Source organism: Pseudoalteromonas sp. TB41 (genome assembly GCF_000497975.1).
Taxonomy (GTDB): Bacteria; Pseudomonadota; Gammaproteobacteria; order Enterobacterales; family Alteromonadaceae; genus Pseudoalteromonas; species Pseudoalteromonas tetraodonis.
Genome location: NZ_AUTH01000035.1, coordinates 13,594 through 31,973, shown reverse-complemented (window position 1 = coordinate 31,973; position 18,380 = coordinate 13,594). Strand labels below are relative to the sequence as shown.

19 protein-coding genes are annotated in these 18,380 nt (G+C 40.7%); 14 read left to right on the top strand and 5 right to left on the bottom strand.

The features are described 5' to 3' along the window. The 6 genes from L641_RS0105555 to L641_RS0105525 form a co-directional block, all read left to right on the top strand. Window positions 1-1,125: baseplate J/gp47 family protein (locus tag L641_RS0105555; RefSeq protein ID WP_024601358.1), on the top strand; the 1,125-nt coding region annotated here is incomplete at its 5' end. Then, the gene (locus L641_RS0105550; protein ID WP_029750329.1) at window positions 1,122-1,751 is read left to right on the top strand and encodes a hypothetical protein; all 630 of its coding nucleotides are present in this window, start codon (window positions 1,122-1,124) and stop codon (window positions 1,749-1,751) included. The genes L641_RS0105555 and L641_RS0105550, both read left to right, overlap by 4 nt. A 3-nt stretch (window positions 1,752-1,754) precedes the next feature. Next, window positions 1,755-4,112, top strand: a complete 2,358-nt coding sequence (locus L641_RS23105; RefSeq protein ID WP_084298554.1) for a phage tail protein — start codon at window positions 1,755-1,757, stop codon at window positions 4,110-4,112. 7 nt (window positions 4,113-4,119) lie between these two features. Beyond that, a complete protein-coding gene (locus L641_RS0105535) occupies window positions 4,120-4,611 on the top strand; it encodes a hypothetical protein (protein ID WP_024601356.1) in 492 nt (163 codons plus the stop codon). Further along, complete coding sequence (locus L641_RS0105530) at window positions 4,611-5,300, top strand: hypothetical protein (protein WP_024601355.1); 690 nt, start codon at window positions 4,611-4,613, stop codon at window positions 5,298-5,300. Before L641_RS0105535 ends, L641_RS0105530 begins: the two co-directional genes overlap by 1 nt. Window positions 5,301-5,302: 2 nt before the next feature. Then, window positions 5,303-6,046, top strand: coding sequence for a hypothetical protein (locus L641_RS0105525; protein WP_024601354.1), 744 nt, complete (start codon window positions 5,303-5,305; stop codon window positions 6,044-6,046). A gap of 484 nt (window positions 6,047-6,530) precedes the next feature. Here L641_RS0105525 and L641_RS0105520 read toward each other — a convergent pair whose 3' ends face one another. Further along, entirely contained in the window at window positions 6,531-7,610 is a 1,080-nt protein-coding gene (locus tag L641_RS0105520) for a site-specific integrase (RefSeq protein ID WP_024601353.1), read from the bottom strand. A 144-nt stretch (window positions 7,611-7,754) separates the two neighbouring features. Here L641_RS0105520 and dusA point away from each other — a divergent pair, with 144 nt between their 5' ends. The 7 genes from dusA to L641_RS0105485 all read left to right on the top strand — a co-directional run bounded on the left by dusA (window position 7,755) and on the right by L641_RS0105485 (window position 12,557). Beyond that, a complete protein-coding gene (dusA, locus tag L641_RS0105515) occupies window positions 7,755-8,729 on the top strand; it encodes a tRNA dihydrouridine(20/20a) synthase DusA (RefSeq protein ID WP_024601352.1) in 975 nt (324 codons plus the stop codon). A 236-nt stretch (window positions 8,730-8,965) separates the two neighbouring features. Further along, window positions 8,966-9,646 carry a PspA/IM30 family protein gene (locus tag L641_RS0105510; protein WP_013463969.1) on the top strand — a complete coding sequence of 227 codons (681 nt, stop codon included), beginning with the start codon at window positions 8,966-8,968 and terminating at the stop codon, window positions 9,644-9,646. A gap of 10 nt (window positions 9,647-9,656) precedes the next feature. Continuing rightward, window positions 9,657-9,863 carry a PspC domain-containing protein gene (locus L641_RS0105505; protein WP_013463970.1) on the top strand — a complete coding sequence of 69 codons (207 nt, stop codon included), beginning with the start codon at window positions 9,657-9,659 and terminating at the stop codon, window positions 9,861-9,863. 10 nt (window positions 9,864-9,873) lie between these two features. After that, window positions 9,874-10,200, top strand: a complete 327-nt coding sequence (locus L641_RS0105500) for a hypothetical protein (protein ID WP_013463971.1) — start codon at window positions 9,874-9,876, stop codon at window positions 10,198-10,200. Window positions 10,201-10,278: 78 nt separating this feature from the next. Then, entirely contained in the window at window positions 10,279-10,788 is a 510-nt protein-coding gene (locus tag L641_RS0105495) for a copper chaperone PCu(A)C (protein ID WP_024601351.1), read from the top strand. An 8-nt stretch (window positions 10,789-10,796) separates the two neighbouring features. After that, a complete protein-coding gene (locus L641_RS0105490) occupies window positions 10,797-11,783 on the top strand; it encodes a DUF2333 family protein (protein WP_013463973.1) in 987 nt (328 codons plus the stop codon). A 3-nt stretch (window positions 11,784-11,786) separates the two neighbouring features. Beyond that, window positions 11,787-12,557: a TIGR04219 family outer membrane beta-barrel protein gene (locus L641_RS0105485; RefSeq protein ID WP_024601350.1), complete on the top strand. Its 771-nt coding sequence runs from the start codon at window positions 11,787-11,789 to the stop codon at window positions 12,555-12,557. A 76-nt stretch (window positions 12,558-12,633) separates the two neighbouring features. On the opposite strand, the gene L641_RS0105480 is transcribed toward L641_RS0105485, so the two are convergent. Together L641_RS0105480 and L641_RS0105475 are read right to left on the bottom strand one after the other, a co-directional pair. Then, on the bottom strand, window positions 12,634-13,515 hold the full coding sequence (locus L641_RS0105480) for a TIGR03899 family protein (RefSeq protein WP_013463975.1): 882 nt from the start codon (window positions 13,513-13,515) through the stop codon (window positions 12,634-12,636). Next, on the bottom strand, window positions 13,484-14,032 hold the full coding sequence (locus L641_RS0105475) for an SRPBCC family protein (RefSeq protein ID WP_024601349.1): 549 nt from the start codon (window positions 14,030-14,032) through the stop codon (window positions 13,484-13,486). The genes L641_RS0105480 and L641_RS0105475 overlap by 32 nt, the downstream gene beginning before the upstream one ends. 289 nt (window positions 14,033-14,321) lie before the next feature. Here L641_RS0105475 and L641_RS0105470 point away from each other — a divergent pair, with 289 nt between their 5' ends. Further along, the gene (locus tag L641_RS0105470) at window positions 14,322-16,505 is read left to right on the top strand and encodes a YgiQ family radical SAM protein (RefSeq protein WP_024601348.1); all 2,184 of its coding nucleotides are present in this window, start codon (window positions 14,322-14,324) and stop codon (window positions 16,503-16,505) included. A gap of 87 nt (window positions 16,506-16,592) precedes the next feature. Here L641_RS0105470 and mgtE read toward each other — a convergent pair whose 3' ends face one another. Together mgtE and L641_RS0105460 are read right to left on the bottom strand one after the other, a co-directional pair. Next, window positions 16,593-17,951: a magnesium transporter gene (gene mgtE, locus L641_RS0105465; protein ID WP_024601347.1), complete on the bottom strand. Its 1,359-nt coding sequence runs from the start codon at window positions 17,949-17,951 to the stop codon at window positions 16,593-16,595. Window positions 17,952-18,090: 139 nt separating this feature from the next. Continuing rightward, window positions 18,091-18,363, bottom strand: coding sequence for an HPr family phosphocarrier protein (locus tag L641_RS0105460; protein ID WP_013463979.1), 273 nt, complete (start codon window positions 18,361-18,363; stop codon window positions 18,091-18,093). Window positions 18,364-18,380: the final 17 nt, after the last annotated feature.

Below are 18,380 nucleotides of genomic sequence, written 5' to 3'. Positions count from 1 at the left end.
GGCTGGAAAACGCTATTTAAACAAGACGTAGATGAAAGCGGCAGTATTATTGCTAACGACTCGCCTTATTCACCATTTTGGCGACTTATTAGCGCGATTGTGGCAAAGCCTGCCACATGGGTAGTCAACAAAATATTAATAGAAAAAATACTGCCTAATCTATTTTTGCAAACGGCTACTGATAGCGAATTTATTGAAGCCAAAGCATGGGAGCACGACTTAACGCGTAAAAGTGAAGAGCGAGCACATGGCAAAGTGCGATTTAATCGCGCAGCTATTACAGGACCAGGTTTATTAATTAGCGCCGGTACCGTAATACAAACCGACGCTATAAACGGCACAGTTTACCGTGTGCTAACGGTTGATGATGTAATTTTACCTGAAAACCAAGCAAGTGTATTAGTGCCTGTTGTTGCCGAAAATGCAGGGGCAGCATACAACCTAGGCGCAGGTTATTACCATATTTTACCTGAGTCGGTAACGGGTATTGCCAGTGCAGTTAATGATGAAAACTGGCTTGATGCGCTTGGCGCGGATGCCGAGACAAACCAAGATTTAAAACTACGCACCCGTAACGCATTTACCGCTGCAGCGCCTTGGCACATTGACGCCGTTTATCGCGCTATTTTAACCCAGCGCAGTGGCCTTGATACCGACAATATATTTTTTGAACACGATGCACCGCGTGGCCCTGGTACTGCCAATGCCTATATTTTGTTAGACACAGGTACACCCAGCCAAAGCTTAATTGATGATTTAAACGAATACGTAATGGAAAAAGGCTTCCATGGTCATGGCGACGATTTACAAGTAATTGCTATGCCAGGTGTAAATGTGAGTGTAGGTGTAACTGTTTACCCGCATGGCTATTTATTAGCGACCCAAGTAACCGCATTGCTAACAAACGTTGAAAACTTTATACGCAGTGCGTTTAGAGAAAACACCGATTACACAGTGACTAAAACACAACCCGCTAGCCGCTTTAGCTTTAGCAGATTAAGCCAAGAGTTACATAGAGAGTTTGACGGTATTGATTCATTAAATTGGCACCAAACCGATATAACCAGCCAAAACAATGTGCCGCGCTTAACTGCGCTAACTATAGAAAACGGTAATGCACTATGAACATAAACTGGCAAGCGCTAACTAAAATGCCTTACTGGCTGGCTAGGCCAGCTAGTGAGCTCGATAAGCTACGCCAAGCAGCCGTTATTTATTGGCAGCGTGTAGCAGACATGCTGGCATGGCCTGCTAAGCAGCTTGACCCAATGACCGCCGAACTTGAGTTGGTTAATTTACTCGCATGGGAGCGAGACATTACTCAAATACCTAACGAAACAGAGCTGATGTACAGAACGCGCGTTAAGTACGCTTTGCCATTTGCTAAAGGGGCAGGGAGCAAAAGCGGCTGGCTTGATATGTTTGAAAAGCTCGGTATGCCATGGATAACCATTGATGAGCGAATAAGTACGGTTGATTGGGATGTTGTGAGTTTGCAACTGCTGGATGCCGACTTAGGCGAACGCCAAAATTTAATAAATGCATTATGCCGCCAATATGGGCGAACGACTCGTCGTTATGAATACGTGACTATTGCCAAGCAAACTGTAGCTGCACCCCCTAAAAACTTTGATGGTGATGGTGAATTCACTATAGCCAAATTAAATACCAATTTATTACCAACAAACCGATTTATGACGATGGACAGCCATGCTGAATTTACCGTCGCGAATGTTAAACAGGAGTATTAAACCATGGCACAAGTTATAACGATTGCCGGCGAAAAGTTATTTGCAACCAAGGCACAGGCTAACCAACAATTAGACATAGACACTTTTATTTTTGCTAACGTAGCAGGGCAAGACCCAACCGGCACAATTGATCGCAACGAAGGCATTCCAAACAGCTATATTGTGCATCAACAAAACGTGCAGCAAACAGGCCGTATTAACGACAACGTAGTTGTTTACTCAACGGTTCTCGATAGCGTTACGGGCCCGTTTGAATTTAACTGGGTAGGACTGTATTCGTCAATAAATCAAACATTAGTAGCCATTAGCCATGTACCAACTGTTGCCAAAACAATCACCGCGCCAGGCAGTGCCGGTAACACACTAAACCGTAACTTTGGTATTGAATACTCAGGCATAGCAGATTTGGCGGGTATTAGCGTATCGCCAGAAACATGGCAGTTAGACTTTACTGCACGTTTAAGCGGCATGGATGAGCTAACCCGCCAGCTCGCTAGCGACATGAACGGCAAGGACTGGTTTATTGATGATGGCTTTAAAGTAGTCCCGCGATCAACCGCCAATACATTTAGCGTAACACCGGGCGTAGGTTATGTAAGTGGCCTGCGTGTGGAATTAAAGAATGAGAAAATATTAACTTTGCAAAGCTATCCGCAATTTGTATATGTTGATGCTTACTTCGATGGCAACGCATCAAGCCAATGGGAACCACAAGTGGTGTTTACTGTGTCGAACACCGAAATGGATGATTACATTGATGTAAATGGTATAGAACATTATGTTTTTAAACTTGTTCAAATAATAGATGTAAACACAATTAATGACTTTAGATCGGAATCAAAATTTTCTGAAAAAAGCTGGGTGCAAGATACATTTATAAAAAAGTTAGAGGCAGATAAAAAGTTTGAGGAAGTTAATCGAATTAAGAAAGGTTTTATGTCATGCATTAACGCTAATACTTTAGCATTTTCAAATGGTGCGTATCAGCCTAATGATATTAATCAATCAAACTCAATTAAGTCTACTGATGCAAACACAGGTGTTTTGGTTAAAGCTGAGTATGGTGCTTATTTAGATTTGGTTATGCCTTATGCTGTACTTATTGGAGACTCTATTGCAGAAGGTCATCCAGAACAGCACGGAAGGCTTCACCCTTCAGGGAATGTTGATTATATGGAAAGCTATAAATCGCAAGTGGGGCAGTTAAGCTTTGAGCTATCCAACAAATTCACTATTCCATTTTTAAATCATGGTATTGGTGGTCAAACATCTGTAGATATTAAAAGTAGATGGGAAAGGGATGTATTACATCAAATAAAAGAAGTGGGTGATGGTAGAGGTAATCAAACAATGAACTTTGGTGGCCAGTTGCCGCATTTAGTTTACTTGCATGTTGGTATTAACGATATAAGTATTGGTATTGAAATAGATACTATGAAAAACAATTTCAGATATTTTGCACAAAGTTGTAAAGATAATAATATTATTTTAATGCTAAGCAATATTGGCGCATATGCTCTATACAACGATGCAAAAGAAAAGAAAGCACGTGAATTTAATACGTGGCTCCAAACAGACTTTAAATCAGAATTTGAAGATGTTGAAATTATCGATTATTTACACTGGTCTACAAATGGAACAGGGGATTATAAAAACTTAAAGGATGGAATGTTTGCAGACAATGTTCATCCAAATAAGTCAGGATATATTGATTTTGCCAGTTATATAGCAGATCAAACACATTCACCCATTATTTTATCGTCTCTTTACTTTGACCAAACAATATATGGACCAAATAGGTTTAGTAACATTACAAAGTTCTCTTTTAATAATAAAGACTTTAAAACAAAAGACAGCAATATTATTAAGTTTAATCCTGGAAACTTAGATAACAAAGATAACCCTATTAAAAGAATTACTTTATTAGAATTTGAGGTTATAACGGGTGATGGTATAGAACAACAAAGTGGTTTTTGCCAAGTATATGGTGAGTTTACTAATAAGAAGGTAGAGGTGCCAAATAGTGTGATGAAAGAAAGTACTGAAATAGTAGCGGCAGGTGTTATTTATAGAGGTGAACTAAGTGACAGTTGGAAAAATTTCGGTATAAAAAGTATTGATAAATCAGATCTTTTAAACGGTAATATTAAATTAGAGCTATATAAACCCGCAAATTTGATCAATGTGAGCATGATAGGTGACAGTCCATTATCACATGAATTATCACCTAGATGGAAATCAGGAAGTATAGGTGATGAAGGTTCTATTCATTGGAGTATTAATCTTAAAAACATTAAAGATGGAACTCCAGTTAATGACGCTTTATTACATAACTATCAGATATTTGCTTACATATTTTAGGTGATAAATGCTAAACCTCAACTCGCTATCAATAAATCTTAAATCACTTCGCATTACGGCTAGCCAAGAGCTTGCCAGCGAAGACGCCAGCGGCCAATCATCAAGTACTGATCAGGCTGAAACGGGTATTAAGGCTAAAACGTTAGCTGTGAGTGGTTTTTTACCTTTCACTATGGCTGATAACTTGGCCGATTTGTTTAATTTAGCCGAAGCGACTGAGGGCGGAGCGCGTGTTATTTATCGTATAAGTAATCGCACTGCAAATACGCTAGGGGTTAAACAAGTGCGTTTTAGCAGTAAAATTGAAGCTGTTGAACAAGAAACTACCCGGCAATGGGCTGTGAATTTTACGCTTAGTGAGTGCAGGTCGGTTCCTGAAAAAGTAGAGGAACGCGCTCCCCAAGCGCAAGCTAATCAGCAAGGTGGTGAAAGCGAAGTGCAATACGCTAATTTACAACAGCACCTACAAGATAACTTTGCAAAACTAAGAACCGCATAATGGCCACCGCTAATGCTCGTTTTATTGCTCGCGCTCATATCAATAATGAAAAAGTTGATATGAAAGATCACTGGGTAGTGCTACAGGCATCAACACCAGGTAACTGCCAAATAACCGTTAACCAAAGTGTGGCTAAGTTAGCACCGGTTGCGGTTGATTTAGGTTGGGGCGATATGGTTGACCGAGTATTTAACGGCTATGTTGAACGTGTGCTACCTGCGGTTAATGGCTGGTTTACGCTTTTTTGCCGTGAGTGGTCTGCATCACTTGCTTACAATTTAACGGTGATGCTGCGCCATCCAACTATGCGTCAAGTGCTTGATGAGATAACAGCACAAACAGGCGTTGATTTTGTAATACCCGATAAAGCCTATGCTGATACGGCCATACCGTGTTTTTACTCTGATAGTTCAGGATATGCCATGTTAAACAATATTGGCCGTGCGTTCCGTATTGCCGATTTTGTTTGGTATCAACAGGGTAACGGTAAAGTATTTGTTGGCAGTTATGCTGATTCTTTTTGGTTTGATAAACCAGTAACAATAGCAAAAGAACTCATGACCGATCATCAAGCAGGCAAAACCGCAAAAATGCCAGCAGCCCCAATGATACGCCCAAACGTAACTGCCAATGACGAACGTATAACCGCCGTTGAGTTTCAAGGCACAAACATGCAAATAAGTTGGTAACAATGGAAAAAGCGATATTAAGAATTGTGCGCCGGTTGTTTCCAGAACTAACCGGCCAATTACATTTACCGCGATGGGGTAGAGTAGTCGCTTTGCCAGAACTACCCGCCATCGATGGCGAACGTGGCAGCGATGCGTTTTACCCTCGCTATGCTGTTAACGTTCAACTCATAGACGAAAACGGCACAGACACTAAATCTAAACCACTTCAAGCCGTACCGTTACCATTACCAGGCGCGGGCGACAAAGCAGGCCGACTAGAACCGCCGGCTATTGGTTCGATTGTAGAGATTGGCTTTGCTTATGGGCGAGCAGATAAACCATTTATTAGAACAGTATTACCCTTTGGTTGGGACTTACCCGCAATCAAAGAAGGTGAAACCCGCACCCAAGTACGTGATGGTGTATATCAACACATTGATGAACACGGCAACTTTGAAAACAAAACCGATGAATCATTAAAAGACATAATTGGTAAATTAGCAGAGCTACAGTGTGAAACACGCAAAGTAATAGCAACCAAAGAGCAAGAACATAAGAGCCCTAAAACATGGGTAGGTAGCGACAGTGAGAATGTACTTAAATTACTATCAGAACTAATGGCAACAGTAAAAGATATAGCAACAGAATGCGCAACCCACAAGCACAGCCCAACAATGGCGCCACCAATTACAGCCGCAGTATTCACGAGCAAAGCAGGTGAAGCAGCAGACCAAAAATCTAGGCTAGACCCAATAACAAAGTAACACACAAGCCAACCAAACAAGCCCAGCAACACGCTGGGCTTTTTAGTGCCCGCTACTCGCTGCAGTAAAGTTAATGCCGTCTATGTTGGCCAGCGAGGTTCTAGCCACGGAAACTAGGCCCACACAGAATGTATGCCACGAAATCCGCACTCTTCCTCACCCTCCTGCGCGCTCTTTATCGTTATTTTTTTACAGTTTTAAAGTACTTCATTTAAACCGCCAGCCAGCGCCCTATATAAGGTTCTTAGCAGATCAAGGATCTGAAAAGATCGTGATTAATTTCACTGTTTTACAGTTTAACCGCCTGTAATTTAAGAAGAATTAAAAATAATGAAACTAATAAACAATAACTTAGCTCGTTTATGTGGGGTCTTAAGGATCAGAGTGGCTTTTGAAAGTGGTAATGAAATCATTATAAAACAATAGGTTAACCAAAAACAAAAATGAAATTTAAAAACTCGAATTTGCGTAAGAAATTTACAGGTTATCCATCAGATGAAAACTTATCATGCAATTTATGCGGAAATAATTGCGTATAAACTTGCCACAGAATATTTAAATTGCGGTGGCCTGTTACTTGAGCCACTTCTTCAATTGAATAACCTTTTTCAAATAAACGGCTAGCACCTTCACGACGTAAATCGTGATAGCGTAAATCCTCAATACCTAATGCATTACGCACTCGCTGAAAACCAGCAGTAACCGATCGTGAGTTATAAGGAAATATCAAATCATCATTTCTAGGCTGTTTCATTACAATATCAAACGAGCCAGCAAGCAAAGGCACAATCATGTGATTGCCCTCCTTTTTGCGCGGGTCTTTTCTGTCACGGACTAAAATAGTTTTATGATCATCGTTCAAATCTTCCCAGCGTAGTTTACACACCTCGCCAATACGCATACATGTTAAAATACTAAAATCCAAAATATCTAAAAAAGGAATGCGCACTTTACCGTTAGGCCTATAGTCCATGCGTTCTTTTAAACCATCGCGCAATTTATCAAGTTCATTATCTGTGGGGCGGCGGGTTCGTTTTTGGCTTTTACCAACTAACCCCATCTCGATTAGCACCGGCACTGCGTCTTCAAATATTTTATGGTTAGCATCAATATTCCAAACAGGTCCCGCCTTTTTCATCACACTACGTAGGTAAGCCACATCATGATAAATAGTTGCAGGCCCTGCACCAGCGCTACGCCTATTTTTACAATGTTCAATTAAATCACTAGTGCGTAACTCATTTGATAAAACCGATGCTATATCGCAATCAATCAGCATCTTAATAACAAATTGCTTTGTACGTCCGGTAGCATTCCATAAATCATGATTTTCAAAATACATGTTCATCAGGGTGCCTAGGGTGACCGCTTGTTTTGTTTCAGTCACCCTAGATTGCTCAATATCGTTAACTTGTTTCTTGCCCCAACTCTCAGCCAACACTCTTTTACTGAATGTTTTACTTTCATTGTGTATAATCTTACCCTTAGATTTCTCGCGTACTACGCACTTATAGCGGTAGTCGCCTGAAGCAAGACGGCGTTTTTCGATATTATATGAAGCCATGATTTAACCCTAAGTTATTGAACAGTCCAACCCCGCAAGGGTGACTATAGGGTGACTGTATATCGAAACTCGCGGCGATTCAAGGCAATTCAAGGCAATTCAGACTATATGAGTAACACACTAAATAAGGGCTCTAGCCCAGTAATGGCAAGTAATACAGGGTTTAGACGCTTTAGCGTGGCACCGATGCTTGATTGGACTGATCGCCATTGTCGTACGTTTCATCGTAAAATGACAAAGCACACCGTGCTCTACACTGAAATGATCACCACAGGTGCTATTTTGTTTGGCCGTGGCGACTATTTGCACTTTAATCAACATGAAGGCCCAGTAGCGCTGCAGCTGGGGGGCTCAGATCCGCAAGCGCTAGCACAGTGTGCCAAGCTTGCAGGTGACCGCGGTTATGATGAAATAAACCTTAACGTAGGTTGTCCGTCTGATCGTGTGCAAAATGGGCGTTTTGGTGCCTGTTTAATGGCAGAGCCCGAGCTTGTGGCAGAGTGTGTTGCTGCAATGAAAAGTGAAGTCAGTATTCCTGTTACGGTAAAAACGCGCATTGGTATTGATGAGCAAGATTCCTATGAATTTTTATGTGCGCTTATTGAAGCATCGCATAAAGTAGGCTGTGATGATTTTATTATTCATGCCCGTAAGGCATGGCTAAAAGGATTGAGTCCAAAAGAAAATCGCGAAGTTCCTGAGCTTAACTACCCCCGCGTTTACCAGCTTAAAAAAGATTATCCACAACTTGATTTAAGTATTAATGGCGGTGTTAAAACCATTGAGCAAAGCCTTGAGCATTTACAGTACATAGATGGAGTGATGGTTGGGCGAGAGGCTTACAGCAATCCATTTATGCTAAATGAAGTTGATGAAAAAATATATGGTGATGCTGCTAATACTCAGACACGTCATGATGTTGTGCGCTCTATGTATGATTACATTGAAGAAGAGATGCGTTTAGGCGCTAACTTTTGGCATGTTGCTCGCCATATGTTAGGTATTTTTCAGGGACAACCCGGTGCGCGTGGTTTTAGACGCCATTTATCTGAAAATGGCCATGGCAAGCAAGCTGATTTGAGTGTTATGGATAAAGCACTAAGTTACGTACCCGAATAATAGATCCTCTGTATAGAAAAAAGCCACCTCAGGTGGCTTTTTTTGATCCCAAATTTTGGTCAAAAGTTTAATTTATTAGCCAATTCGACTTAATTTCATTCAGTGGCGAGTCATTAATTTACCTACTTAAAATAACTTAACTACATGATATTTAATGAAAATAAAACCATTTTAAGTTATTGGCATAACTCTTGGAATCCTGTTGATGTATAAATAAAAATCATCAGGAGAATAACATGGGCATATTTAACCGCGTAAACGACGTCATTCAAGCAAATATTGTAGCTATGCTTGATAAAGCAGAAGACTCAGAAAAGTTACTCAATTTAATGCTTACTGAAATGCAAGAAGCGCTTAATGAGTGTCGTAGTACGGCAGCTGCACTTTTATGTGAAGAAAAGAGCATTAAACGTCAAATAAGTAATAAACAGCAAGCGCTCGCAAATTGGCAATTAAAAGCTGAGCATGCTGTGACAAAAAATCGTGACGATTTAGCTAAATCAGCATTAGCCGAAAAACACACAGTTGAACAAAGCATAGGGTGCTTGCAAACGCAGCTTGAGGCATTACAACAATCGATTACTAAAATCACTGAAGACTGCGAGCGCTTACAGCAAAAAATGACGCAGGCAAAAGCAAAGCAAGCACAACTTGCAAAGCGTGAAAACGTAGTTGAGGCAAGGGCAAAAATAAATACGCAACTACAAAGCGATAAAGTGGCTTTTGCCTTATCACGATTTGAGCAAATAGAGCGCCGCGTTGAAAGTGTAGAGTCGCAAGTTGCAGCGTATGAGCTCACAGATACTGCGAGCAATACAGCTATGCAAATTGAGTCACTGGTTAAAAATGAAAAAATTGATGCAGAACTGGCTAGTTTAAAAGCAAGTTTAAATACTGCTAATAAACAAACAGCTTAAGGAGATTGTTATGAATAGTTTTAATACACACCGTCGTTGGTACAAAAATACGCTTAACAAAAAAATATCAGGCGTCTGTAGTGGGTTAGCTTACCGACTAGACTTTCCGGTATGGTCTACTCGCTTAGTGACTGTTTTATTATTTTTAAGTTTTCCGTTTGCAGTGGCGCTAGGTTATTTAATTGCTCACTGTTGCCTTGAAGAAAAAGCAGTGTAAGGAGAGCAGCATGAAAACATTCGCCGTGTGCCTAGTTATTCTTGCGTTGTTTTTAATTAATAGCGGTTCAATTATTCACTTTGATGTGTGGCAGTTTCCGCTATGGATCTCAGATATTAGCTGGACAGGTATAGAGCTCATTGGTGCATTAGTTGCTATTATCGTTGTTATTGCGATTGTTGCTTTAGTGACGATGGGGTTAGTTGGCGCGGCGATGGTGGCACTGGCTGGTACTATTTTAGCTTTTTTATTCGGATCATTGATGATTGCTTGGCCGTTATTGTTTGTAGCAGGGCTGTGTTGGTTAATCGCAGATAACAAAAAAGTCGTCTCTTGAGCTTAAATTAGCTGCCTAACATAAGGGAATTATGATAAATTTGAACTATATTTTTTTGTTTTAACAAGGATTTTACTGATGATTAAACAATGTATTTCGATAGCAAGTGCATTAATGGTGGGTGTTTTTTCGTCTTCGTTAATGGCGCACGAAGGACATGAACACGATAGTGTTGTTGCGCAGCTACAAGTAACACATGCGCAAGTAAGAGAGTTTTTGCCGGCAACCAAAGCCAGTGTGGCTTACTTTAGTATTAAAAACCACAGCAATGTACCAGCAACGTTGACTAAAGCGACAATTGATGGCCTAGGGCGTGTTGAAATTCATGAGCACGTTCACGCTGACGGTATGATGAAAATGCAAAAAGTCGAATCATTGCTTATTAAAGCTCACCAACAACTCGATTTTAAGCCAGGCAGCTATCATTTAATGGTGTTTGAACCACAAGAACCGTTAAAAGTAGGTCAAGAACGTAAACTCACGCTATATTTTGAAGACGGGAACCGAGTATTTACCAATGCAAAAGTCGTTTCGTTAGCCTCACAAGCAGAGCCGGTAAAAGCATCGAAAGATCATAGTCATCATTAGGAGGATAAATGTCACAGCATAAAGGAAAAATAATAACGGCACTGGTACTGTTATTTGTCGTGTTTTACGCCATTGCAGTGTACTGGAGTATAGAGCCTTCACGTTTTGATGTTGTGCAAAATGCTAAGCAACAAGCGCAGCAACGCAGTGAAAAACTGGTCACAGGTTATGTAACAACTTCAACACTCATCACTGTAGCTGATACGCTTTTAACTAAATCAGGCGGTTACTTATCAAATGATGTGCTACCACCGAGCGTAATAATGGACAATATGCCGGCCTGGGAGTATGGTGCGCTGGAAATGGTGCGTGATTTAGCGTTGTCTATGCGAAAAGATTTTAGCCGCTCACAATCGCAATCAACTGAACACGAAGCGCTCAAAAAAGCTCAGCCACAATTTAATATCAGCTCTGAAGCATGGGCATGGCCAAGTGCTGAGGGTGAATACCAAAAAGGAATTGATTATTTAATGGTATATCGTTCTCAAATAGCCAATCAGCATGAGCGCGATAGCCAATTTTACTCTCGTGCAGATAACCTACGCAGTTGGTTAAAAGAAGCTGAAAAGCGTTTAGGCAGCTTAAGTCAGCGTTTAAGTGCAAGCGTGGGTCAAGATAAGGTTAACACTGACCTCGCCGGTAACTCTTCAAATACACAGGCCACCTATACGCCTTTACAACAACAAATAAAAACATCATGGTGGGAAATTGATGATGTATTTTATGAGTCACGTGGTGCTACTTGGGCTTTACTGCACTTTTTACAGGCGGTTGAATATGATTTTGCCGATGTGCTTGATAAAAAGAACGCCCGTGTCAGCTTGCAACAAATTATACGCGAGCTTGAAGCAACCCAAGAAACGGTATGGAGCCCAATGATTTTAAACGGTAATGGATTTGGTTATGTCGCCAACCATTCACTTGTTATGGCAAATTATATTTCTAGAGCCAATGCGGCACTAATTGAACTTAGCGAATTATTAGCGCAAGGATAAAAAATGAAAAAGTATTGTATAGCAGCAGCCTTATCAATGGCATGTTTAGCCCCTGTAGCACAAGCCGACACTGTATTGGGTTTATATGTAGGGGTTGATGGTTGGAAAGCAGATAATGACGGTAGCTTTTCTGATAACAATAACGCCCTGCAAAACTTCAACTTTGAAGATGAAACCTTTGTAAGTTATTACGCTGCGCTTGAGCACCCAGTGCCATTAGTGCCAAACTTAAAGTTAAAATACACTGAGCTTGAATTAAACGGCTCAACAGTGCTTGAAGACACATTTAGTTTTAACGGTACTGATTATATTGTTGGCACTGATGTTAATTCAGTGACTGACTTATCGCACATTGATTATATTTTTTACTACGAGATTTTTGATAACGATTTAATCTCAATTGATTTAGGTCTTAATGCTAAGCAGTTTGATGGTGAGCTTGTTGTAACAGGTACATCACAACAAGGTGGCGCTAACTTTACTGAAATCGAAGAGTTCTCTGGTGTTGTGCCGTTAGTATATGGACGTTTTGAAGCGGGTTTACCATTTAGTGGTTTAAGTGTTTTTGCTGAAGGCAGCTTTTTAGCCATAGATGACAGTAAAGTACAAGATTACCAAATGGGTATTGCTTGGGAGTTTATTGATAACCTAGCGGTTGATGTTGCGGTTAAAGCGGGCTACCGCTCTATGGTTTTAGAACTTGATGATGTCGATGATATTAATACTGATATTGATGCATCGGGTCCGTTTGCCGGTATTCAGGTTCACTTTTAATTAAAGTATTATTTTGAGCCACCTTGTGTGGCTCTTATTTTTAAAAGCTAACACACGCTTTAGTCATCTCTGTTTGCTATTTTAAAGAATGCCAAACTAATTCAAACTCCCCTTCAAATGCTGAACCAATTAACTGTTTGTACACCTTGTTAATCGGGTAGTTCATTAATCTAAATAGTTCATCACCTGTTTGAGTAAACTTATAATAGCTAAGCACCAAATCGTTACTTTTTGCTTTTAAGGTTAGTTTTTGTGATAAAAAGGATAGGGTGAACTCTTGTCCTACTTTTAATGCCGCTGACTCTATTTCTTTACGATACAGCAAGTTTAAATCCATTAAAGTTAGTACGTCTGGAAAGCTCACGCCGCTTTTACCTATGCTTAATGACACTTTATTGCCTTTACCTAGTAAATCAAATAATGAGGGTTTTTTGTAATACCCCAAGAATATTAGGTGGCTGCTATCCTTTTCGTTATATCCAGAAATAGACACGCACTTTCTTAATGAATCGGCTTCGCGCTGGGTCATGTGCTTAAGTGTTTGTAAACTTTTAATAGAAAAAGTACCTGGGCTAATGGTTTCGCCAGTAAAAATTTTTGCCCACAACACTTGCATAGATTGATTTGAGGTATCTTCACATAAGGCTATAAAGTGCTCCACCCAATCAGCATCGGGCTGCTTAGCGCAAGCAACATCAGGACAAAACTCCATTGCTAAGGCTAAAATAGTCTCAATATTTTGTTGCTGTTTAATCAGTAGTAAGTCTTGTCGTTTTTGAGCACGCGCTAAAATTGAATGCTCGCTATTAATACTATAAAGCGATTTGGCTTTACCTTGAGGATTATAGGTTTTTTCATCAATGGCAGGCGTATTGCTCACTTTTGTGACCGAGTAACCTAGCAGTGACTCAATAATATTGGCAAGTTTAATCCTGGCTTGTGCGGTTTTGACTGTCATGGCTTTCCATTATTGCTTGTGCATCACTGAGTTGAGCGACCGTTTTTAGGTTATTTAATCCTAGGGTCACTATATTACCTAATATATTTTCAGCAGATATAGCAACGTACCCAGAAATAAGCGGCATCGTTGCTTGTCCTTCTATATGCCACGTGACGGTTTTTGTGTGCGGGCTAAATAGTAATTTGCTAGTGATAATATGCTCTTGATTAAATAACACACTAAATACAACTTCATTATCGCTTAATGACGATATTGTCATTTCGCCTTTGCCCCATTTACCTTCCCAAGATTGGTAGGCTCCTGCGCCAGAGCTCGGTTCTCCAATATTAAACTTAATATTAGGGTCTATTTGTTGCCACGGCGACCATTTATACCACTGGGTAAAGTCCTCCACTAATGACTTTATTACGGGAGCGCGTGCATTAATTTTTATACTTTTTTGCACATGATAATTTTGTGGTAACAATAATCCAACGACAACAAAAACCAGAAGCAATATGATTGAAAACTGCATTATTTTTTTAAGTAGTTTAATAGGTATTCCTCATCTATTTTAATTTACAGCGTCTATCAATTATTAATTATTTAATAGTTTAACGAAGTCACGGTTGCTTTTGATCTATTTTATCTACCTTGTATTATTCCAAAAGCAGACATTAGCCGTAATAAGTTTAGATGATTTATTAGTTTTAGTAATGCAATAAAGGTAAACAATTTTTAATCAGCGCTTTCATTTTGTGCTATATCAACGGGGATGTCGATAGGGTATAATTCGCGCCTTTTGTTATTGAACGGCCAATTTTATGAGCACATTAAAAGCTGAACGCGCCTTATTCTCATACCCCAAGTATTGGGCTGAGTGTTATGGCACAGCTCCATTTTTACCAACAACACGCGAAGAAATGGACGCGCTTGGCTGGGATAGCTGCGATATTATTATTATTAGCGGTGATGCTTATGTAGACCATCCTAGTTTTGGGATGGCCGTAATTGGCCGAGTGCTAGAAGCGCAAGGTTTTAGAGTGGGTATTATTGCTCAACCAGATTGGAACTCTAAAGATGCGTTTATGGCATTGGGTAAGCCTAACTTATTTTTTGGTATTACAGCCGGTAATATGGACTCGATGATCAATCGTTACACCGCTGAAAAACGAATGCGCCATGATGACGCATACACACCAGGAAATGTCGGCGGTAAACGCCCAGATCGCGCAGTGATCATTTATTCACAACGCTGTCGTGAAGCCTACAAAGATGTGCCATTAGTGTTAGGGGGCATTGAAGCCAGTCTGCGCCGTATTGCTCATTATGATTACTGGCAAGAAAAAGTACGTCGTAGCGTATTATTTGACGCTAAAGGCGATATTTTAATTTATGGTAATGCCGAACGCCCGTTAGTTGAAGTAGCGCATCGTATCGCTGCCGGTGAAACCATCGATACCATACAGGATGTTAGAGGCACGGCAGTTATTCGTAAAGAGCCTTTACCTGGTTGGCGTGGCAGTGACTCAACAGCCATTGATAAAATTGGTAAAATAGACCCTATTCCTAATCCTTATGGCGCGGATGATGTGGGCTGTGCTAAATCAGAATTTAAGCAAGCCGGCATCGATTTACAAGCAGAAGCTGCAAAACCAATTACCATCCAGCCTGCTCGTCCTAAGCCGTGGGAAAAAACTTACGTTAAACTGCCGGCATTTGAGCAGGTTAGCGTTAATAAGCCTTTGTATGCCCATGCATCACGTATTTTACATCAAGAAACCAACCCAGGTTGTGCAAGGGCGTTATTTCAGCGTCATGGCGATCGTTCTATTTGGGTGAATCCGCCGGCTTATCCGCTTGAAACTCAGGAAATGGATGACGTGTTTGGTTTACCTTACCAGCGTATACCACATCCAAGTTATGGCGATGATAAAATCCCTGCTTACGATATGATTAAAACGTCGGTAAATATTATGCGCGGCTGTTTTGGCGGCTGTTCGTTTTGTTCTATTACCGAGCATGAGGGGCGCATAATACAAAGCCGTTCTCAAGAATCGATTATCGAAGAAATTGAACAAATTAGAGATAAAGTGCCGGGCTTTACTGGGGTTATCTCTGATTTAGGTGGGCCAACTGCAAATATGTACAAACTGCGTTGTACCAGTAAAAAAGCAGAGAGTACGTGCCGTCGCTTGTCGTGTGTGTATCCTGATATTTGTAAGCATATGGATACCGATCACACACCCACTATCGACTTATATAAAAAGGCGCGTGAGGTTAAAGGGATCAAAAAGATCTTAATTGCTTCGGGCGTGCGTTATGACCTTGCAGTACGTGATCCTCGTTACGTTAAAGAGCTAGTAACCCATCATGTTGGTGGATATTTAAAAATAGCACCTGAACACACAGAAGATGGCCCATTATCAAAAATGATGAAACCAGGTATGGGCGCCTATGATGAATTTAAAGCGTTATTTGATAAGTACTCAAAAGAAGCGGGTAAAAAGCAGTATTTAATTCCATACTTTATTTCTGCTCACCCGGGGACTAAAGATGAAGACATGGTAAACATGGCTTTATGGTTGAAATCGAATGATTTTAAGCTTGATCAGGTACAAAATTTTTATCCATCACCGATGGCCAACGCAACCACCATTTACCACACAGAAATGAACTCGCTACGTAATATTAAAAATAATACGGAGCAAGTACCTGTGCCTAAGGGAGCGCGCCAACGTCGTTTGCATAAAGCGATTTTACGCTATCACGATCCTGCCGGTTGGCCAATGATCCGCGAAGCCCTGCGTAACATGGGCAAAGCCAAGCTTATTGGTAAAGGGCCTAACTGTTTAGTCCCTGAAGAAGGACGAGATGAAAGACAAACCAAAGGCGGAAAAGGTAACAAGGGCGGTCGTCCTGCGCTTACTCGTCATACTGGCTTTAGCCAGTTTAAAAAAGCCAACACTAAACCTAAGGTAGGTGGTAATCGCCAGCGCGCTAAGTAGCCTTAACTTATGTAAAGTAACTATCGGCTTAAACAAAAACACCGCGTATTGATGCGGTGTTTTTGTTTAAAAACGTTTATAAAAAGATTAAATCAATAACCAAGTCGCAGTACCTAAGAAGGCAAATATACCAACAATATCAGTTACCGTGGTTAGTACCACACTGCCTGCAAGTGCTGGATCTATTTTCATTTTTTTAAGCAATAGTGGGATACTAGCACCCGCAATACCTGCTGCAACTAAATTCATAAACATAGCAAACGCTAAAACACCACCGAGTTTGAAATCCCATTGCCAAAGCGCAACAACACCGGCAATTAGGATAGACCAAACCATACCGTTAATCGCACCGATAGCGAGTTCTTTTAATAATAAAAAACGTTGGTTAGTTTGGTTGATATGACCCACCGCGATACCGCGAATAACCAAAGTTAAGGTTTGGCTGCCTGCAACCCCACCCATTGACGGGACAATGCCATTGAGCACAGCAAGAATTGGTAATATAGCTAAGGTGTTTTCAAAAAAGCTCGCCACAATTGCAGCCAGCAATGCAGTTAGTAAGTTTACACCCAGCCAAATTGAGCGCTTTTTAGAGCTTTTCAACACAGGTGCAAAGGTATCTTCTTCATCATCTAAACCCGCTAAACCCAGTAAACTGTGCTCAGCGTCTTCACGTATAACATCAACGATATCATCAATGGTGATCCGCCCAAGCAAGTGTGCGTTGTCATCAACAACCGGTGCCGATATCCAATTATGACGCTCAAACAATTGTGCAACTTCGCTCTCATCCATTGAAATAGGAATAGACTCACAGTCTTCATCCATTAAATCATGAACAATTTTTTCAGGGGGGTTGGTTAATAAAGTGCTCAGCGATAGGGCGCCTAAAAAGCAGTTATTTTCATCAACCACATATAAGTCATCTGTACCCTCAGGTAATTCGCCGCGTAAGCGAATATAACGCAGTACCACATCTAGAGTCACATCGGGGCGAATAGTAACGGTATCGATATTCATCAATGCGCCAGCAGAGCGCTCTTGATACGATAAAGCCTGCGTTGCACGTTCTCTATCTTGAATATCCATAGCGCTAACAACATCTTTATAAACGGTGTCAGGTAGGCTACGTAGTACTTCCCCTAAGTCATCATGGCCCATGTCTTCGGTTGCAGCAGCAATGTGCTCGGGTGCCATTTGCGCAATAATGCCCAAACGTACATCTTCAGAAAGCTCTTCAAGCACATCACCTTGTACATCAGGATCAACGAGCTGCCAGAGCATACGGCGAATTTTATGCGGGGATGATTCTAAAAGAAGTGCGGTATCACAAGGCGCCGTCTTTGCCAGCATGCGTCTAACTTGAACAAATTGACCACTATTTAGTGACTTAGTCACCTGTTTTAGTTGTTGTAGTGGAATATCTTGTTCTAAAGCTTCAGGCATTGGCGTCCTTAATTAAATTGTATTACATGCTGGAAGGGTATAAATGCTATTCAATTTTAGTTTATCTTACTTTATGTGAGCAAACTAACTCAACCACTATTAACCTAAGCTTAGGATGATGAGTTAATAATGAACTTTTTTATTCTTGCTCATTAAATCGTTGGTCGATGAGTTCACCTATTGCGCTAAGTGCAGGCTCAGCGTCGGGGCCTTCGCATACCACCTTAACTTCTTTGCCTTGGCTGCTTTCGAGTAACATAAGTGCCAGCACGCTATCGCCAGCGGCTTGTTTGTCATCTTGAAATAAAGTGATTGTGGCATCAAATTGCACAGAAAGCTGAGCTAATACTGTCGCCGCTCTAGCGTGTAATCCTAATTTGTTTTTTATTAAAAATGTATTTTCTAACCGCATGACATGTTCTCGCAAGC